The sequence below is a fragment of the Sandarakinorhabdus sp. genome (assembly GCF_032115815.1).
In the GTDB taxonomy this organism is placed as follows: Bacteria; Pseudomonadota; Alphaproteobacteria; order Sphingomonadales; family Sphingomonadaceae; genus Sandarakinorhabdus.
The window spans coordinates 14738-33895 of sequence record NZ_JAUMBI010000016.1; the positions used below are offsets into that span (position 1 = coordinate 14738).

The 19158-nt window shown below is 65.8% G+C and carries 16 protein-coding genes; 11 read left to right on the top strand and 5 right to left on the bottom strand.

Annotation, left to right across the window (positions count from 1 at the left end):
- Positions 1-1718 (bottom strand): DUF5117 domain-containing protein (locus tag RT662_RS00600; protein ID WP_313668249.1); only part of this gene is annotated, 1718 nt, incomplete at its 3' end.
- A 104-nt stretch (positions 1719-1822) separates the two neighbouring features.
- Between RT662_RS00600 and RT662_RS00605 the strand changes: the two genes are divergently transcribed.
- Entirely contained in the window at positions 1823-2395 is a 573-nt protein-coding gene (locus tag RT662_RS00605) for a cysteine dioxygenase (protein WP_313668250.1), read from the top strand.
- Positions 2396-2608: 213 nt separating this feature from the next.
- Here the strand turns inward: RT662_RS00605 and RT662_RS00610 are convergent, their stop codons facing one another.
- Together RT662_RS00610 and RT662_RS00615 are read right to left on the bottom strand one after the other, a co-directional pair.
- The gene (locus tag RT662_RS00610; protein WP_313668251.1) at positions 2609-3925 is read right to left on the bottom strand and encodes a Zn-dependent hydrolase; all 1317 of its coding nucleotides are present in this window, start codon (positions 3923-3925) and stop codon (positions 2609-2611) included.
- A 207-nt stretch (positions 3926-4132) separates the two neighbouring features.
- Positions 4133-4969: a kinase gene (locus RT662_RS00615; RefSeq protein WP_313668252.1), complete on the bottom strand. Its 837-nt coding sequence runs from the start codon at positions 4967-4969 to the stop codon at positions 4133-4135.
- A gap of 62 nt (positions 4970-5031) precedes the next feature.
- Here RT662_RS00615 and RT662_RS00620 point away from each other — a divergent pair, with 62 nt between their 5' ends.
- The 9 genes from RT662_RS00620 (at position 5032) to RT662_RS00660 (ending at position 14810) form a co-directional block, all read left to right on the top strand.
- Positions 5032-6018, top strand: coding sequence for a mechanosensitive ion channel domain-containing protein (locus RT662_RS00620; protein WP_313668253.1), 987 nt, complete (start codon positions 5032-5034; stop codon positions 6016-6018).
- A gap of 54 nt (positions 6019-6072) precedes the next feature.
- Positions 6073-7215: an acyl-CoA dehydrogenase family protein gene (locus tag RT662_RS00625; protein ID WP_313668255.1), complete on the top strand. Its 1143-nt coding sequence runs from the start codon at positions 6073-6075 to the stop codon at positions 7213-7215.
- A gap of 73 nt (positions 7216-7288) precedes the next feature.
- A complete protein-coding gene (locus RT662_RS00630) occupies positions 7289-8542 on the top strand; it encodes an acetyl-CoA C-acetyltransferase (RefSeq protein ID WP_313668256.1) in 1254 nt (417 codons plus the stop codon).
- A gap of 22 nt (positions 8543-8564) precedes the next feature.
- On the top strand, positions 8565-9773 hold the full coding sequence (locus RT662_RS00635) for a CoA transferase (protein WP_313668257.1): 1209 nt from the start codon (positions 8565-8567) through the stop codon (positions 9771-9773).
- Positions 9770-10570 carry a hypothetical protein gene (locus tag RT662_RS00640; RefSeq protein ID WP_313668258.1) on the top strand — a complete coding sequence of 267 codons (801 nt, stop codon included), beginning with the start codon at positions 9770-9772 and terminating at the stop codon, positions 10568-10570. Before RT662_RS00635 ends, RT662_RS00640 begins: the two co-directional genes overlap by 4 nt.
- A 4-nt stretch (positions 10571-10574) precedes the next feature.
- The gene (locus RT662_RS00645) at positions 10575-11720 is read left to right on the top strand and encodes an acyl-CoA dehydrogenase family protein (RefSeq protein ID WP_313668260.1); all 1146 of its coding nucleotides are present in this window, start codon (positions 10575-10577) and stop codon (positions 11718-11720) included.
- Positions 11720-12916 carry an acetyl-CoA C-acetyltransferase gene (locus tag RT662_RS00650; RefSeq protein WP_313668262.1) on the top strand — a complete coding sequence of 399 codons (1197 nt, stop codon included), beginning with the start codon at positions 11720-11722 and terminating at the stop codon, positions 12914-12916. Before RT662_RS00645 ends, RT662_RS00650 begins: the two co-directional genes overlap by 1 nt.
- A 240-nt stretch (positions 12917-13156) precedes the next feature.
- Positions 13157-14344 carry a CoA transferase gene (locus RT662_RS00655; protein WP_313668264.1) on the top strand — a complete coding sequence of 396 codons (1188 nt, stop codon included), beginning with the start codon at positions 13157-13159 and terminating at the stop codon, positions 14342-14344.
- A gap of 64 nt (positions 14345-14408) precedes the next feature.
- Positions 14409-14810: a hypothetical protein gene (locus RT662_RS00660; protein WP_313668265.1), complete on the top strand. Its 402-nt coding sequence runs from the start codon at positions 14409-14411 to the stop codon at positions 14808-14810.
- A gap of 1 nt (position 14811) precedes the next feature.
- On the opposite strand, the gene RT662_RS00665 is transcribed toward RT662_RS00660, so the two are convergent.
- The gene (locus RT662_RS00665) at positions 14812-15612 is read right to left on the bottom strand and encodes a crotonase/enoyl-CoA hydratase family protein (protein WP_313668267.1); all 801 of its coding nucleotides are present in this window, start codon (positions 15610-15612) and stop codon (positions 14812-14814) included.
- 211 nt (positions 15613-15823) lie between these two features.
- Positions 15824-17710 (bottom strand): acyl-CoA dehydrogenase family protein, encoded by a 1887-nt coding sequence (locus tag RT662_RS00670; RefSeq protein WP_313668268.1) that lies wholly within the window; start codon positions 17708-17710, stop codon positions 15824-15826.
- Positions 17711-17814: 104 nt separating this feature from the next.
- On the opposite strand from RT662_RS00670, the gene RT662_RS00675 reads away from it, so the two are divergent.
- The gene (locus tag RT662_RS00675; RefSeq protein ID WP_313668270.1) at positions 17815-19158 is read left to right on the top strand and encodes an L-serine ammonia-lyase; all 1344 of its coding nucleotides are present in this window, start codon (positions 17815-17817) and stop codon (positions 19156-19158) included.

Sequence of the window (19158 nt, forward strand, 5' to 3'; positions counted from 1 at the left end):
CCGATATATTTCACAGCCGATTCAACCTGATAGCGGTGATGGAGATAGGCCATCCACAGCCGCAGGTTGCGCAATTCCCCGACAGGCTCGCCCGGCAGCAGCACGCTTTCCGGCCCATAATTGGCCAGCATGATCCGCCGCGCCGCCAGCGCTTCGGCAAGGCCCTCTGCCGGCGTGGCGCGATCATCATACCAGGTCCAGCGCGGATCTGTTTCGGGCACATAGAGCAGGCCCTGTTTGCGCATGTCGGCAATGATCGCGTCCAGCTCGGCCTTCTCGTCCTTCAGCGGCGTATAGGCATAACGCGCCATCATCGTGTCATACGCGCCGATGGCCTTCTGGAAACTCTCGGAGAGGTCCAGCTTGCCGCCCTTCACCGTCACCCGCGGCGTCGGATACTCCATCACGCTGGCCCGATTGTTCAGGCTGCTGGCAAAATTATGCCCAAAACCCAGCGCATGGCCAAATTCATGCGCCGTCAGCAGCGCCTGGCGCAGCAGCACCATGTCGCGCTGCCCCTGCGGCATGGCGGCGAACTGGCCGTTCACGAGGCTCCCGTCCGCCACCGTCACGCCGCTGCCATCGCCCGGCAGGCCGCCGGCATAGGCATCCCAATAATTGCCCACGGTGCGGATGCGGTGCGAATCCATCCGGACTTTCGCGCCCAAAATCTCGCCAGTGCGCGGATCGCGATAGGAACCGCCCGATGAAAAGCCGCGCTCATCGCGGTTGATCCACTGCATGTAGTTATAGCGGATATCCTGCGCATCCATGTCCGCCGGCGCGTCCTTCGCCACCAGCGCGTTTCGGAAACCAGCCGCTTCATAGGCCTTGTTCCACCACAGCAGGCCCTGCTTCATGGCGTGGCGCACCGGCGCCGGGATGGCGGGATCGAAATAGACGGTGATGGGCGTCACCGGTTCGGAAAGCGCCGCGCCCGGGTCCTTCTTCTCCAGCCGCCAGCGCGTCACCCACTCGGTATCGATGCCGTTCGAAAACGGCGCGCTGAAATCCTTGAACTTCAGCGTGGAAACCCCGATGCGCGGATCCGCCACGCGCGGCGTGTAACCGCTGGGGGCCTTCAGGAAACTGTGGTGCACCCGCATCGTCACCAGGCCGGGCGAGGGCGCCACCTCGCGCACCAGCCCACCGGGATTGTCGGCGGTGAAGGTGGCGAAAATCTCCAGCTCAGTATTCAGCGGATAGGCCTTGGTGCGCGCCGCGTTCAGCGCCGAACGGCCAGCATCAAACTTGTACGCGCCCTGGTTGGCCCGGCGCATGATCGCCTCCACCCCCGCCGCATCGCGCATCACCAGTGCGGTCGCATCCACCACGATCTTCCCGCCGGCATCGCTCTCGATGGGCAGGCTGGCGATGATGGAGGTGGGGAAACTGTCCTTCACGCCCTGGCTGTGCGCGGCATCGCCGGCAAGGCTGCGGAAGGCGAGATTCTGCTCCTCCACCAGGATCTTGCTGCCCACGCGGCGGAAGTGGATCAGGCTGCTATCCATTGTGCCGCGATCAAACGGCAGTTCCACCGATCCGCCGCCGCTGGCCAGGCTGACGTAGTAAAGAATATCCGTATCCAGCGCCGGCACCGTGAGCAGCACGCGGCCCTTCGCGGCATCGATGCTCACCGGCATATAGGCCGCATCCTGCGCCAGAGCCGGCGCCGCCACCAGCGCCACAACCGCCGTGCCCATCAAAAACCGCTTCATGCCTGCCCCCATTGATCAATTCCCCGGCAGAGTGGCACCCGAACGCATCACATGAAAGCCGGCTTTTGACGCAGGCTCGGCCCTGCGCCACACTGCGCCCTGCCATGACCCCAGCGCCTGAACCCCTGACCCGCTTCATCGCGGAGGTGCGCCAAGCCCTGGCCCAGCCCGCCGCGCATGAAACAATTGCCGCCGCGCTGGCCCGCCTGGTCGCGCGCGATGATTGGCTACCGCCCGCCTATGCCCAGCCGCACCCCGATCATTATCAGCAATATCTGCTCCACGCCGATCCTGCGGGGCGGTTCAGCATCGTCAGCTTCGTCTGGGGCCCGGGGCAGGCGACTCCCATCCACGACCACGGCGTCTGGGGCGCCGTCGGCGTGCTGCGCGGCGCCGAACATAGCCAAGCCTATCTGGCCGACGGCACCACCCCACCGCGCCCCGTCGGCGATCGCCACACGCTCCACCCTGGCGCCGTCGAACTGGTCGGGCCTGATGTTGGCGACATCCACAAGGTTTCCAACGCCATTGCCGACGCTGTCTCGGTGAGCATCCACGTCTACGGCACCAACATCGGGCTCCACCCCCGCCACGTCTATCCGGCGCAAGGCGGTATCAAGCCCTTCATCTCCGGCTACGCCAACGGGCCGGACACGCCGGCGTTTGGGGCGGGCTGAGTATTCAAGAAGGATGCCTCCGGCGGGCAGGGCCTGAGGCCCTGCACCCACTTTCGTCTTGGTTCGCTCTCTACCCCAACGTCGCCCCGGACTTGATCCGGGGCCCCGCTTCCTCAGCTTGGAGGGAGAGGCGGTCTCCGCCCGCAGCAGAAAAGCAGCGGGGCCCCGGATCAAGTCCGGGGCGACGATCGTTTGGAAAGGAGGGGCGCCCTTTCACACCCCCGCCGCATCCACCGCCAGCAGCGTGTGCAGCAACACATTCGCCCCATTTGCGCACTCGCTCCACGTCGAAAGCTCCTTCGGCGAATGGCTGATGCCGGCGATGCTGGGCACGAAGATCATGCCCATCGGGCCGAGTTTGGCCAGCAGTTGCGCATCGTGGCCGGCGCCGCTGGGCAGATGGATGAAGGGCAGGCCGAGGGTTCTGGCGGCGGCTTCGATGTGGGCCTGGATGGCCGGTGTGGCCAGCGCCGGCTCGATATGCTCGGTCAGGTGGAATTTCATCTCCGTGCCGGTCTCGGCGGCGATCTCGCGGGCGCGGGCCTGCACGGCCTGGCCCAGCGCGGCGACCTTGTCGGCGGACAGGTCGCGCAATTCCACCGTCATTTCCACCCGGCCGGGGATGACGTTAGGCGCATTGGGGAACACCGCCAGTTGCCCCACCGTGCCCACTTGCCGGCCGGGTTCGCGCTTCACGATGGCGTCCACCGCTTCGATCAGGCGCGCCGCCGCGATCAGCGCGTTGCGGCGGCCGGGCATCGGCGTGGTGCCAGCGTGGTTGGCGAAACCGGTGATGGTCACGTCGTAACGGTCGATGCACACGATCCCGTCCACCACGCCGATGGGGACATGCTCCCGGTCCAGAATGCCGCCCTGTTCGATGTGCAGTTCCAGATAGGCGTGGATCGATCCCGCCGGCCGCGCCGCCTGGGCCAAGCGTTCCGGATCGCCGCCGATGCGTTTGAGCCCGTCGCGCAGCTTGATGCCGTAATAGAGATTGTCGAGCGCGCCTGGCTCCAGCCGGCCGGCAAAGGCGGTGCTGCCCACGGTGCCGCCTTCCTCGTTTGACCAGATCGCCAGTTCGACCGGGTGGCGCGTCCTGATCTTGCGATCATCCAGGGTACGCAACACTTCCAGCGCGCCCATCGAACCCACATCGCCATCAAAATTGCCGCCGGCGCGCACGCTGTCGATATGCGATCCGATGATGATCGGCTTGGCGGACCCGTCTGTGCCCGGCCGCCGCCCGATGATGTTGCCGGCCGGATCGATCACCGGGTTCAACCCGGCCTCGCGCATCAGGCCCATCACATAGGCCCGCCCGCCGATATCGGCATCCGAGTACGCCGTGCGGCTCACCCCATCGGCAAAGGTCCCGCCCTCCGGCCGGCCAAAACGGCTGAGGCCTTCCAGCGTGGTGCGCAGGCGTTCGCCATCCACCCGCAAGCTTGGCGTTGCCGCCGAAACCGGCAACGCTGCCGCCGATGCCGCACCTGCGAGCATCACCCGCCGATTTATTTCCTGTGACATTCGCCAGTTCCCCTCATTGCGGCGATGTTTGCCCGGTTGCGCGCTGCTGGCAAGCAGGATGCCTTCGGCGGGCAGGGGCTGAGCCCTTGGCAACCCGCTTTCGGTATCTGTCCGGTTGAATGATGTTCGGGATCGAGCCTGCCTGAAAGCAAACGGGTCCAGGGTCTGCGACCCTGGCCGCCGGAGGCCACTTTTCCTTCTCTCCGTTCAGCGGACGCCGATCATCCGCCGCTGCCCATCCAGCCGCAGGGTGAGCCCGGCGTGGCGCGGTGTGTTGGCCAGTTGCCAGCGGGTCAGGCGTTCGTAGTGGGCGCAGAAGCGGGCGAGGGCGGCGGCGTCCATGCCCGGCCGGCCGGTGGCACGGGTGAGGCCGGCTTCCTGCTGGGTGCGCCAGCGGGGGACGGTGTCCCAATCGGGGGCGGCGAGGAAGGCCAGCGCATCGAGCATCGCCCAGGCGCGTTGGTAGGGGCCAGCGAGCGCCTGGTTGACGTGGGTGCGCCAGATCGCATGCGGGTCTTCGGTGGCTTCCAGCGCGTTGATCGGTTCGGCGAGCAGGGCGGCAGGCTGCGGGCGGGCGCCGATGCACCAGCCTTCCAGGATGAGCACGTCGATCCGGGGGAAGTGCCGCCAGTGCTGCGGGGGCAGGCGATCGTCGGCCAGCTTGTCGAACACGGGGAGGCTCACCGGCCGGCCGGAGCGGATGCGCAGCAACACGTCCAGCAATAGCGGCAGATCATGCGTGCCGGGCACGCCGCGGGTGGCGAACAGCGGGTGGACGTGGGCGGCCAGGGCCTGCCGGCGGGCCTTTGTCAGGTAGAAATCGTCGAGCGAAACCGTGACGGCCACAGGCGCCGCGATGGCGCCAGCCGCCGGCACCGCGCCGCCAGCGGCCGGCAGCGGGCCGGCACATGACGGCAGCCGCTGCGCCAACCCTGCCGCCAACGTGGACTTGCCCGATCCCTGCGCGCCGGCAAGGCCGATGATCAGCGGCTTTGCGCCCAGCTGGGGGGCGAGCCAGTCCATCATGATCGGCAGGGCGTCCATGTCGGCGATGCTGCCCGCTCGCGCGGTTGCCGGCAAGGGCCGGCGCCGGTAGGCTGGCTCACATGACGGCATTTGCCCTCGATCTCGACAAGGCGCTTGATCAGCCGCTGCTGAAAATCGGCGCGTTCAGCCTGACCCCCGAAAAGCTGGTGGCGGCGGCCACAGTGATTGCCGTATCCATCGCTTTCATATGGTTTATCAGGCAGTTGACCAAGCGTAGCCTGGCGCGATCCGGCGAGGGGCGGGCGGCCACCATCTATGTGGCGGGGCAGGTTGCGCGTTACCTGGTGGTGATTGGCGCGCTGGCGGGGGTGATTTCGGCGCTGGGGGTTGATCTGTCGGCCCTATCCCTTTTTGCCGGCGCGCTGGGTGTGGGCATCGGCCTTGGCCTGCAGGATGTGGTGAAGAACTTCGTCTATGGCCTGATCCTGCTGTTTGATGGCAGCATCGAAGTGGGTGACTTCGTTGAGCTGGAGGATGGCGCCGCCGGGCTGGTGGTGGCGATCGGTCCACGGGCTACCACATTGAGAACAAATGATTATGTTGAAATGCTGGTGCCCAATGCGCTGCTGCTGGGCGGCAAGTTGACCAATTGGACCCGCGACCGTGTCTCGCGCCGCATCCATGTGCCGTTCACTGTCGCCTATGGCAGCGACAAGGAAAAGGTGCGCACCGCAGCGCTCGAGGCGGCGCGGGCCGTGCTGTTCACCCAACCCGATGATGGCGACCGCCGCACCCAGGTCTGGCTGACCAGCTTCGGTGAATCTGCCTTGAATTTTGAACTGGTGGTGTGGCCTTCATTGGATGCGGTGAAGCGGCCGGGCAGCATGATGGCGGCCTATTGCTGGGCGCTGGATGATGCCTTGCGCCGCCATGGCATTGAAATCCCTTATCCTCAGCAGGATATCAGGCTGCGCAGCTGGTTTGGCCATGAAGGCGCGGACGGCGTCGCGGCGGCGGCGGGCCGGGCCATTGATGCGCCGGTGGAGATCATTGCACCGCCGCGATCGACCAACGATGCCGCCGCCGATGTCCAGCGCAGTGACTAACCCTGATCAACAGAAGGGCTTGCCGGTTGGGCTGTAGCAGGGCCTGATGGGGGCATGAACGATTGGCCTGATATCCGCGCCGCCGTGGCGAAACTCTGCGCTGGCTTTCCCGGCGAATATTGGCGGGCGAAAGACAAGGATAGTACCTATCCCATTGAATTCGTAGAGGCGTTGACGCGCGAAGGCTGGCTTTCTGCGCTGATTCCGGAGGAGTTTGGCGGCTCTGGCCTGCCGCTTTCGGCCGCCTGCGCGATCCTGGAGGAAATCCACGCCAGCGGCGGCAATGGCGCAGCGGCGCATGCGCAGATGTATGTGATGGGCACGTTGCTGCGCCATGGCTCGGCGGCGCAAAAAGCCCAATATTTGCCTGCGGTTGCGCGCGGCGAGTTGCGCCTGCAGGCTTTTGGCGTGACCGAGCCGACATCGGGCAGTGACACGCTGAGCTTGCGCACGACGGCGGTGCGGGATGGTGACAACTATTTGATAAATGGTCAGAAAATTTGGACCAGTCGCGCCGCGCAGAGCGATCTGATGGTGCTGCTGGCCCGTACCACGCCCAAGGATCAGGTCGCCAAGCGGACCGAGGGGCTTTCGGTGTTCCTGCTCGACATGCGGGACTGTCCCGGTCTTTCGATACAACCCATTGAAACCATGATGAATCATGGCACGACGGCGGTGTTCTTCGACAATGTGAAGATCCCCGCCGCCAATCGCATCGGGGAGGAAGGGCAGGGCTTCCGCTACATATTGTCGGGCATGAACGCAGAGCGGATCCTGATCGCCGCCGAATGCATTGGCGATGCGCGGTTTTTTCTCGATCGTGCAACCAGTTACGCCAAGGAGCGCCAGGTGTTTGGGCGCCCCATCGGTCAGAACCAGGGCATCCAGTTCCCCTTGGCGCAGGCCCACGCCCGCGCCCATGCCGCAAAGCTGGTCGTTGCCGATGCCTGCCGTCGCTATGAGTCCGGCGAAGTGGCGGGGGCTGAAGCCAACATGGCCAAGATGCTCGCCGCCGAAGCCAGTTGGCAGGCCGGCGAGGCGGCAATGCAGACTCTGGGTGGATTCGCCTTTGCCGCCGAATATGACATTGAGCGCAAGTTCCGGGAAACACGGCTTTATCAGGTGGCGCCGGTCTCCACAAACCTGATCCTCGCCTATATCGCCGAGCATGTGCTGGGCTTGCCGAAAAGCTATTGAGACTGCCAAAAACCGCAATCGACGGGGCCAATCACAAGCGTAGGGTGCGCCCAGCAATCCAAGGAGAGTTTCAATGGCCGAAGCCTATATCATCGATACCGTCCGCACGCCGCGTGGCATTGGCAAGGTGGGGAAGGGCAGCCTGGCCGACATGCACCCGCAGCACCTCGCCGCCGCCGTGCTGAAGGCCATTGCCGAGCGTAACCATCTGAATACGGCAGAAGTTGACGATATCATCTGGTCCACCTCCACCCAGAAGGGCAAGCAGGGCGGCGACCTCGGCCGCATGGCCGCGCTCGATGCCGGCTATGATCTGAAGGCCAGCGGCATGACGCTGGACCGTTTCTGCGGCGGTGGCATCACCAGCGTCAATCTGGCCTCGGCCCAGATCATGAGCGGCATGGAAGATCTGCTGATCGCCGGCGGCACCGAAATGATGAGCTATACCGCCACCATGGCGCAGGAAGAGCGCGCCGCCGGCCTGCCGCCGATGATGATGGGCAGCGGCAACGCCCGCCTGCAGGCGCACCACCCGCAAAGCCACCAGGGCGTGTGCGGTGACGCCATCGCCAGCATGGAAGGCATCAGCCGCGCCGATGTTGACGCGTTGGGCCTGGAAAGCCAGAAGCGCGCAGCGCAAGCCATTGCCGAAGGCCGCTTTTCCAAGAGCGTGATCCCGGTTTACCGCGAGGACGGCACGTTGGCGCTGGATCATGAAGAGTTCCCGCGTCCGCAGACCACGATGGAAGGCCTTTCCGCGCTGGAGCCGAGCTTCACCAAGATCGCGGACATGCCGCTGGACACGCAGGGCACGACGTTCCGCAAGCTGATCAACGCCAAATACCCCGATCTGAAGATCGAGCACATGCACCACGCTGGCAACTCGTCAGGCGTGGTCGATGGCGCGGCTGCCGTGCTGCTGGCCAGCAAGGCCTATGCCGAAAAGAACGGCCTGAAGCCGCGCGCCCGTATCGTGACCATGGCCAACATGGGTGATTGCCCGACGCTGATGCTCAACGCGCCGGTGCCGGCCGCCCGCAAGGCGCTGGCCAAGGCCGGCCTGACGGTGGACGATATCGATCTGTGGGAAATCAACGAAGCCTTTGCCGTGGTTGCAGAAAAGTTCATCCGTGATTTGAAGCTGGATCGCGACAAGGTGAACGTGAACGGCGGCGCCATCGCGCTGGGCCATCCGATCGGCGCCACCGGTTCGATGCTGATTGGCACGGTGCTCGATGAACTGGAGCGCCGCGACCTGAAGCGCGGCCTGGTCACCATGTGCGCCGCCGGCGGCATGGCCCCGGCGATCATCATCGAGCGCATGTGATTGCAGAGCGGGGGAGGGGCTGATGTACCAGCTCCTCTCCGGCCTGCGCGTCGTTGAAGCGGCGGCCTTTGTCGCCGGGCCGACCGGGGGCCTGTATCTGGCCCAGATGGGCGCCGACGTCATCCGCATCGACCAGATCGGTGGCGGCCCGGATTACAGACGCTGGCCGCTGACCGATGCGGGTGACAGCCTCTATTGGGAGGGGCTGAACAAGGCCAAGCGCTCCATCCAGATCGACCTGTCGCGGCCGGAAGGGCGTGAACTGGCGCTTGCGCTGGCCACCGCGCCGGGCGACGAGGCCGGCCTGTTCCTGAGCAACTTTCCGGTGGAGGGCTTCTTGTCCCACGCCAACCTCGCTGCCCGGCGGCCCGACATCATCACCGCCCGCATCATGGGCTGGGCGGATGGCAAGCCGGCGCTGGATTACACGGTGAATGCCGCCGTGGGTGTGCCAGCAATGACCGGGCCGGTTGACGACACGCGCCCGGTGAATGCCGTGTTGCCGGCCTGGGATCTGCTGGGCGGCACCTGGGCGGCCTTTGCCATGGTCAGCGCCCTGCATCGCCGCCAGCAGACGGGGGAGGGCGCGGAAATCCGCGTGCCACTCTCCGATCTGGCCGCCACCTCGATGTCGCATCTCGGCTTTGCGGCAGAAGCCCTGTTGCAAGGCGACCGGGGCCGACTGGGCAATGATCTGTTCGGCGCGTTCGGGCGCGATTTCGCCACGGCTGATGGGCAGCGCATCTACCTTGTCGCCATCACGCCGAAGCAGTGGCGCGGGTTGGTGGCGGCGCTTGGTTTGAATGAGGCCGTGGCGGCAATGGAGGCCGCGACTGGCGCCGATTTCACGGCCGATGAAGGCGCCCGTTTCATCCATCGCGGCCTGTTGTTCCCGCTGTTCGAAGCGGCGATGGCGGCGCAGAAACTGGCCGATCTCGCGCCCCGGCTGGATGCGGCCGGCGTCACCTGGGGGCCATACCAGACGCTGGCGCAGGCCGTGCGCGGTGATGCGCGGCTGTTCACCGCCAACCCGCAATTTCAGACCATCACGCACAAATCCGGTCTCACCTATCCCGCTGCCGGTCCGGCCGCGATGCTGGCCGGCGAACCGCGCGGCCCGGTGCGTCCGGCGCCGCAATTGGGTGCGGATACCGATGCCGTGCTGGCTGAAGTGCTGGGTCTTGCCAGCGGTGCCATCGGGCGGCTGCACGATGAAGGGCTGGTGGCATGACGCCTGCCGACATCGCCCATTGGCAAAGCTGGTGTGCCAAGCCGGAATGGCGCGAGGAGGTGCTGCACGGCCCGGATGTGGTGCGGCTGGCCGAAGCGTTGAACTGGGATGTCGAGGCGCTGGGCTGGCCGCCGCTGGGCCATCTGGCGCTGTTTCTGCCGTCGCCCGGCCCGCGCGGGGTGGATGGTCACCCGGTGCGCGGTGGTTTCTTCCCGCCAGTGTCGCTGCCGCGCCGCATGTTCGCCAGCGCGGACTATCGCTTCCACCGCCCGCTGATCGCCGGCATGCCGGCCATGCAGATGCGCCTGCTCGAAAGCCTGACGCCAAAGACCGGCAAGACCGGCACCTTGCTGCTGGGCCAGGTGCGGATCGAGATATGGCAGGAAGGCGAGAAGGCGCTGGAGGAGGTGCAGACGATCGTGTGGCGCGACGATGGTCCGCCAGTACCGCTGCCGGTGCCGGCCAGCCCGCCACCCATCCGCGATGCCGGTTTCACGCCTGGTCCGGTCCAGCTCTTCCTGTTTTCCGCCGCCACCGCCAACGCCCACCGCATCCATTATGATCTGGCCTATGCGGCGGGCGAGGAAGGGTATCCCGGCCTTGTCGTCCACGGCCCACTGGTGGCGGCGCAATTGCTGGGGCTTTGGGAACGGAGGCATGGCCCGGCGAAGACATTCGCCTTCCGTGCCCAGGCGCCGCTGTTCGCCGGCCAGCCGATTGCGCTGGCAGCAAGTGATGATGGCTTGCAGGCGCTGCGCTGTGACGGCACGGTGGCGATGCAAGCGAACGCGGGGTGATGCGATGGACACCGAAACCTTTGGTCTGCTGAAGGACCAGCTGGCCCGCTATGTCGAGGAACGGCTGATCCCGGCCGAAGACGCGGTGGAGGAAGCCGACGATATCCCGCCCGATATCGTAGCCGAATTCAAGGCGATGGGCCTGTTTGGCCTGTCGGTGCCGGAAGAGTTTGGTGGTCTTGGCCTGACCATGTCGGAGGAATCGCAGTTGGTGCGCATCCTTACCCGCGCAAGCGTCACCTTCCGCAGCCTGATTGGCACCACGGTCGGCATCGGTAGCCAGGGCATCATGATCGACGGCACCGAGGCGCAGAAAGCCGAATGGCTACCGAAATTCGCCACGGGTGAAGCCATCGCCAGCTTTGCGCTGACGGAACCAGGGGCGGGTTCGGATGCGGCCAGCTTGCGCTGTTCGGCGGTGCAGGAAGGCGAATATTTCCGCATCAATGGCACCAAGCGCTACATCACCAACGCCCCGCGTGCGACTGTTTTCACCCTGATGGCGCGCACCGATCCGGGCAACAGGGGCGCCGCCGGCATCAGTGCCTTCATCGTGCCGGCCGACAGCCCGGGCATTTCACTGGGCAAGCCCGATCGCAAGATGGGCCAGCGCGGCGCCAAGACCTGCGACGTGATCCTGGAAGACGTGATGGTGCCGGCCGCCAATATCATCGGCGGGGTGCCGGGCCAGGGCTTCCGCACCGCCATGAAGGTGCTTGATCGCGGCCGCATCCACATCGCTGCCGTTGCGCTGGGCATGGCAGACCGGCTGATCGAGATGAGCCTCGCTTACGCCATGGAACGCCAGCAGTTCGGCCAGCGCATCGGTGATTTCCAGCTGGTGCAGGCAATGCTGGCCGACATGGAGGTGGATCGGCTGACCACCGCTGCCCTGCTCGAACGCACCGCTGCGCGCTTTGATGCGGGCGAGGTAACAGCGCGCGAATGTTCGGTGCTGAAACTCCACGCCAGCGAAGCCGTGGGCCGTATTGCGGACCGCGCGGTGCAGATCCACGGCGGCGCGGGGTACATGGCCGAATACAAGGTGGAACGTTTCTATCGCGATGTACGGCTGCTCAGGATCTATGAAGGCACCAGCCAGATCCAGCAGACCATCATCGCCAAGTCCATGATGCGGGAGAAGAGCTGATGCGCCGTGCTGCAATTGTTTCCCCCATTCGCACCGGGGTCGGGCGCTTTGGCGGGTCGCTGGCGGGGTTCCCAGCCGGCGAACTGGGCGCGATCATCCTGAAGGCGCTGATGGAGCGCACCAAGATTGATCCGGAACGCGTGGACGACGTGGTGTTCGCCCATGGCTATCCCAACGGCGAAGCGCCGTGCGTGGCGCGCTGGTCGTGGCTGGCTGCGGGTTTTCCCGAATCCGTGCCAGGCGTCTCGCTCGATCGGCGCTGCGGGTCGGGCCTGCAGGCGGTGATCGATGCATCGATGCGCGTGGCGACAGGCGCGGCCGATATCGTGGTGGCCGGTGGTGTCGAAAGCATGAGCCAAGTTGAATATTACAGCACCGATCACCGCAATGGCGCCCGCATGGGCAGCACCACTTTCCACGACCGCCTGGTGCGCGGCCGGGTGATGAGCCAGCCAATAAGCCGTTACGGCGTGATTTCCGGCATGATTGAAACCGCGAACAACCTGGCCAAGGACTACGGCATCAGCCGCGAAGAATGCGATGCCTATGCCGCGCAAAGCCACCAGCGCGCCGCCAAGGCTTGGGCAGACGGCAAATTCGTCGATGAACTGGTGCCGGTGGACATCCCGCAGAAGAAGGGCCCGCCCATCCTGTTTGCGGCGGACGAGGGGATCAGAGCCGATGCAACGCCCGAAAGCCTGGCGCTGTTGAAATCCATCGAGAAGGACGGCGTGGTGACGGCCGGCAATGCCAGCCAGCAGAACGACGGCGCGTCGGCCTGCCTGGTGGTGGCCGAGGAACTGCTGGAACCGCTGGGCCTGGAACCCATGGCCTGGCTGACCGGCTGGGCGGCGGCCGGCTGCGATCCATCGCGCATGGGTATCGGCCCGGTGCCGGCGGTGGAGCGGTTGTTCGCGCGGACCGGCATGAAATGGGACGATATTGATCTGGTCGAATTGAACGAAGCCTTTGCGCCGCAAGTGCTGGCGGTGTTGAAGGGTTGGGGTTGGCACGATCCCGACAAGCTCAATGTCAACGGTTCAGGCATCAGTCTTGGCCATCCGATCGGCGCAACCGGTGGCCGCATATTGGCTTCGATGTGTCACGAAATGCAGCGACGAAAGGCCCGTTTTGGATTGGAGACCATGTGCATTGGCGGTGGACAAGGACTGGCCGCCATCTTTGAAAGGGTCTGATTACCTCTGTGCCAAGTTGTTAACTTCTTTCCGCTTTCTTGGGCCTTCACAGTTTGGTAACAAGGAGGCGAGTGTGATTCGGGGGAGTCAGTCGCGTACGGGGGCATCAGTCACGATCGCGGCAAATTTCTCCAGATCGGGGCAACCGCCCTTCAGCAACGGCTAACCCCGGTCGGGGGCTAGGAGCGGTGCCAGTCCTTGCGGACTGGCACCGTTTTCTTTTTCCGGTTACTCCAGATCATGACTGAAATGACCGCTCCCGCCGCGCTGGCCGGCATTCGTGTGCTTGATCTGTCGCGCGTGCTGGCCGGGCCCTGGAGCACGCAGATCCTCGCTGATCTGGGTGCCGACGTCGTGAAGGTGGAAGTCCCCGGCCGCGGCGACGATACCCGTGCCTGGGGCCCACCCTTCCTGAAAGGTGCTGACGGGCAGGACGAGATCGGCACTTCGGCCTATTATCTCGCTGCCAATCGCAACAAGCGCAGCATTGCAGTCGATTTTGCCTCGTCCGAAGGCGCCGCGCTGCTGCGCGAACTGGCGCTGAAGGCCGATATCGTCATCGAGAATTTCAAGGTGGGCGGCCTGAAGAAATATGGCCTCGACTGGGAAAGCCTGAAAGTGCTGAAGCCCAGTCTCGTCTATTGTTCCGTGACCGGCTTCGGGCAAACCGGGCCTTATGCCAGCCGCGGCGGTTATGATTTCGTGGCGCAGGGCATGGGCGGCTTCATGGCCATCACTGGCGAAGAGGGCGGCCAACCGCTGCGCGCCGGGGTCGCCATGGCCGATGTCACCACCGGGCTTTATGCCACCATTTCCATCCTGGCCGCGCTGCGCCATGCCGAGCGGACCGGGGAGGGCCAGCAGATCGATATCAGCCTGCTCGACACCCAGATCGCCTGCCTCGCCAACCAGGCGATGAACTGGCTGGTGGGAGGCGTCGATCCCGGTCGGCTCGGCAACCGCCACCCCACGGTGGTGCCCTACAAGACCTTCGACGTTGCCGATGGCACCATCATCATCGCCATCGGCAATGATGGCCAGTTCCGCGCCTTCTGCACGCTGATGGGCGTGCCATCACTGGCGCAGGACGAACGCTTCGTCACCGCCAGCGCCCGCCTCATCAACCGCGACGCCATCGAAGCCGAAGTGCAGCGGCTGGTGGCGAACGAACCCGGCCTGCCACTGATCGATCGGCTGGCCGCCGCCGGCGTTCCGGCCGGCCCGGTGAACAAGGTGAGCGAGGTGTTCGCCGATCCGTTCATCACTGCCCGCAATGTCGTGCATGATTTCGTGCGGGCCGACGGCGCCCATATTCCCAGCGTGGCCTTTCCCGGCAAACTCAGCGCCACACCGGCCACCATGCGCCGTCCGCCGCCCCGCGTGGGCGAAGACGAGCAGAGCATATTGGCCGATTGGTTGGGCGATTAACCGGCCTTTTACTTAAACCAGCGACAATGTCATCCGAGGCGTAGTGAAGTTGCGGGTGGCGATAGTGATAGACAAGCGTGAAACCGACGTCGTCGGCGTTGTTTGGGTGCAGCGTGCCTTTCTGGTGATGTCGGCATTGTGGCTGGTGGTGCAGGGCCATCTTGGCAGCTTTCTGGGGCGTTGGGATGAAAGCCATCTGGCCGGCAATATCTGCTGGCTGCTGATCTTCTATTGCCTGGCGCGAACATTGCTGGATTGGGGCCTGACCAGCCTGCGCCTGCACCGCCTGTCATCCGATGCGTTATTCCTGGCGGCCGTGATGCTGGGCCTGGAAGTGGCGTGGCGGGCCATCGCCGGGCCCACCGGCATGGCCACAACAGCGGGCTTTGCGACCTTCGTGATGCAGCCCTTCCTGGTGGTGATCGGGATGGCAACCCTGCATCGCAGGGACCTCAACGCCCGCTGAACTACTGCCCGCTGAACTGGGGCGGACGCTTTTCGAGGAAGGCCGTCATCGCCTCCTTGTTATCGATGGTCGTGTGCGCCAGCGCCTGCATCGCGGCCGAAAGCTGCAACACCGTTTCCAGACTGGCCTGCCGGGCTTCCCACAGCAGTCGCTTGGTCATCCGCACCGCCTGCGGTGGGTTCGCAGCGATGCGAGCGGCATAGGCGCGGGCCGCATCCAGCAATTCCGCATCCGGCACCACCTTGCTCACCAGCCCGATGCGCAGCGCTTCGGCGGCGTCCACCATGTCGCCGGTCAGCGCCATTTCGGCGGCCTTGGCGTGGCCCACCACATGCGGCAGCAGCCAGGCGCCGCCATCGCCGGGGATGATACCAAGCTTCACGAAGCTCTCGGCGAACTTCGCGCTTTCGCCGGCCACGCGAATGTCGCACATGCAGGCCAGATCACAGCCGGCACCGATGGCCGGGCCGTTCACCGCCGCCACGATCGGCACTTCCAGCGCGGCAAAGGCGCGGGGCAGGCGCTGGATGCCGGTGAGATAGTTGCGCCGGGTCTTGATCGGCGACGCACTGGCCAGCCCGTCGCCGCTGGCCATCTTCTTGAGATTGCCGCCTGAGGAAAAGGCACTGCCGGCGCCGGTCAGGATCGCCACCCGCGCCTCCGGGTCATTCTCCAGCCGCACCAACGCCGCCAGGATGGCATCGACCATGTCGTCATCCGACACCGGGTTGCGCAGTTCCGGCTGGTTCAGCGTCAGCGTGACGATGTGGCCATCGCGGTGGTAGAGAACATGGTCGGTCATTTCAATTTCCCGGTCTGTTTTCAGGGATTTGCGCGTTGGCCGCTGCGGCCCGAATCAACGCTCCCAAGTTTTGCCAGTTTGGACGAATCGTGCAGGATTGGGGAATTTTCAGCAGCTGGCCGCCTGCGCTGGCCAGCGTCCCGGCCAGCAACGGGGGCCAGCATCAGGGGCAGGGCCATGACGACAGGCTTTGGCGGTGTAGGACAGGCCATCACCGCACCCCCAGCCCGCGTGCGATGATCCCGCGCAGGATTTCGCGGGTGCCGCCGCGCAACGACACCATCGGCGCTATGTGCACCGTGGCGTCCAGCGTGGCGAGCAACGATGCGGGCGGATCGGGGATCAACGGCAACAGGCTGCGGGCGATTTCGGGGATGGCCTGTTCGAAGGTCGCGCCCAGATCCTTCACCATCGCCGCTTCCAGCGCCGGGTCCTCACCATCTTCCAGCAAGGCCGCCATGCCGCGCGCCATCAACCGCAGCACCATCAGGTGTGCCGCCAGCCGACCGATGGGGGCATGTGCCGCCGCCGCGTCTTGGGACAGCGCCGCCACCAGTTCCTCGGCCAGCACCAGGGTCGACAGGAAGCGTTCGGGGCCGGAGCGTTCATAGGCCAGCTCGCTCATCACCTGCGCCCAGCCATTGCCCTGCGCGCCCACCAGCGCATCGGCGGGCACGAACACATCATCGAAATGCACTTCGTTGAAATGATGCTCGCCCATCAGATCGATGATCGGGCGCAGGTTCAGGCCCGGGCTGTCCATCGGCACCAGCAACTGACTGAGGCCCTCATGCCGCTGGCCCTCACCCGTACGGCACAGCAGCAGCATGGCGTGCGCCTTGTGGGCATAGGTGGTCCACAATTTGGTCCCATTCACCCGCCAGCCGCCTTCGACCGGGCGTGCGCGGGTGGTCAGTGCCGCGAGGTCCGATCCCGCCCCCGGCTCGCTCATGCCGATGCAGGCAAACAATTCGCCGCGCGCGATGGCGGGCAGGTAGGCCGTTTGCTGCGCCGGCGTGCCGAATTTGAGCAGCAACGGCCCGGTCTGGCGATCCGCGATCCAATGCGCCGCCACTGGCGCACCGGCTGCGAGCAATTCCTCGATCACCACCAGCCGGTCGAGCGCGCTCTTCTCGTGCCCGCCCACCGCCTTCGGCCATGTCATCGCCAGCCAACCGCGTTCGCCCAGCTTGTGGCTGAAATCCGGGCTGTGGCCGTTCCAGCTGTGGGCGCGCACCTGCGCCGGCAGGGCGGCCAGTTCCTCGGCCAGGAAATCCCGCACGTCGGCACGCAAATCGGCGCGCGCGGCGGTTTCGGCCACCACCGGAAAGCGGAAACGATCACCGGCCGTGGCCGGTTCGGCGAGACCGAGCAGCGGTTCATCCGTCGCCAGCCGCCACAGGCTGCCGCGCGCCAGCACGTCAGCCCCCAGCCGTGTGTGCCAGTCATGTTCGCTGCCGGCTGTATCGCGGCGCTGCCACAGCGCACGCGTGAACAGGTGCAGGCGATGCTCCGCCGTCACGCCGATGGCGCCGTGCAACTGGTGCGCCAGCGCCGCGACCACGCCGGCCGCTTCGCTGGCGCGGGCCTTGCCGGCGGCCACCATCGCCCAGTTTTCACCCGCCAGCCCCAATCCTGCTAGCCCGACCGCCGCGCCGGCTGCAGCGGTTTCGGCCGCCATCTGCGCCAGGCTGTGCTGCACCGCCTGGTTCTTCGACAGCGGCTTGCCGAACTGCTGGCGTGTCTGGGTCCACTCCAGGGTCAGCGCCAGCACGGTTTCGGCGAGGCCGGCGATCTCGGCGGTGGCCAGCGCCGGCGCCCACAGCTCGGCCGGACAGTCTGGCGCCGCGTCGATCATCGCTTCGGCCAGCGGCCACGGCGCGCCGGCCTTGCCGTGCGCGCGGGCGATGGCCAGCACGGTCGCCGCATCCAGCGCCAATCCGCCCGCCGCCTCACTGGCCAGCGCCAGCGGCAGGCCGGCAGCGGTGATGGCGTCCCAGCCGTCCGCTCGGCCGCCTGCACGCGCCGCGCGCAGGCGCGCGTCCGTCGCCTCGTGGGCGAGCAGCCGGCTCACTTGATCGATCAGCACATCATCCATGGCACCAGCTTAGGCGCAGCTTTCGTCTCCGCACAGGCTGGAGTTTCCGGCAGGCATTGCGGCCCCCCATTGCCCCTCTGCTCCGGCTCGTCCACGATTGCAGCATGCTTTCGGTGCTCGACATGTTCCGCGTGGGCGTTGGCCCTTCCAGTTCGCACACGGTGGGGCCGATGCGCATTGCGCTGCGTTATGGCCAACGGCTGGCGCGGCGGCGCTGGCCGGAGGGTGCGCGGGTGGTGGTGACGCTGCAAGGCAGCCTTGCCTTCACCGGCCATGGCCACGGCACGTTGCGGGCGGTGGCGCTGGGGCTGCTGGGCCATGCGCCAGAGACATTCGACGCGGCGCAGGCGGAGCGCGATCTGGCTGCGTTGGAAACGTCCGGGCGGCTGGCGGGTGTCGCCTTCGATCCCGCCACCGATATCAGCCTCGATTACGACACGCGCGATCTGCTCCACCCCAACGCCATGCGCCTCTCCGTGCTGGCTGGCGGCCAGACGCTGGCCGTAGAGGAGTGGTTCTCCACTGGCGGCGGTTTCATCGCCAGCCGGCGCCAGCTGGAACAGGCCGCCCCGGCTGATCGGGTGACCACTGGCCGCGACGTGCCGCACCCCTTCGCTAGCGCCGCTGAACTGCTGGCCATTGCCGAGGCGACGGGCCAGAGCCTGGAAACCATTGTGCTGGCCAATGAAGACGCCATCCGCCCGCGCGCCGAGACACTGGCCGGCTTGGATCATGTTGCTGCCGTCATGCTGGCCTGCATCGATCGCGGGCTGACGACCGAAGGCATATTGCCCGGTGGCCTGAAAGTGGAACGCCGCGCGCCCTCGCTGTGGCAGCAGTTGCAGCAAGGCCGCAGCGCCAACGAACCGGAGCGATTGTTCGATTGGCTCAACGTCTATGCCATGGCGGTGAACGAGGAAAATGCCGCCGGTGGCCAGGTTGTGACGGCTCCCACCAATGGTGCGGCCGGCATCTTGCCCGCCGTGATGAAGCATTATTGCGAAGGGGCGGAACAACGCCGGCGTTTTCTGGCCACCGCCGGCGCCATTGGCCTGCTCTACAAGCAGCGCGCGTCGATCTCCGGGGCGGAAATGGGCTGCCAGGGCGAGGTGGGTGTCGCCTGCTCGATGGCGGCGGCGGGGCTGGCCGCCGTTTGGAACGCCTCGCCCACGCAAGTCGCCAATGCGGCCGAAATTGGCATGGAGCATAATCTGGGCCTGACCTGCGATCCCGTTGGCGGGCTGGTGCAGATCCCCTGCATCGAACGCAATGCCATCGGTGCGGTGAAGGCCGCCAACGCCGCCCGGCTGGCGCTGCATCGGCCCGGCCTGAGCCGTGTCAGCCTTGATCAGGTGATCGAGACGATGCGCCAGACCGGTATCGACATGAGCCACAAGTACAAGGAGACGAGCCAGGGTGGTCTGGCCGTAAACGTGGTGGAGTGCTGA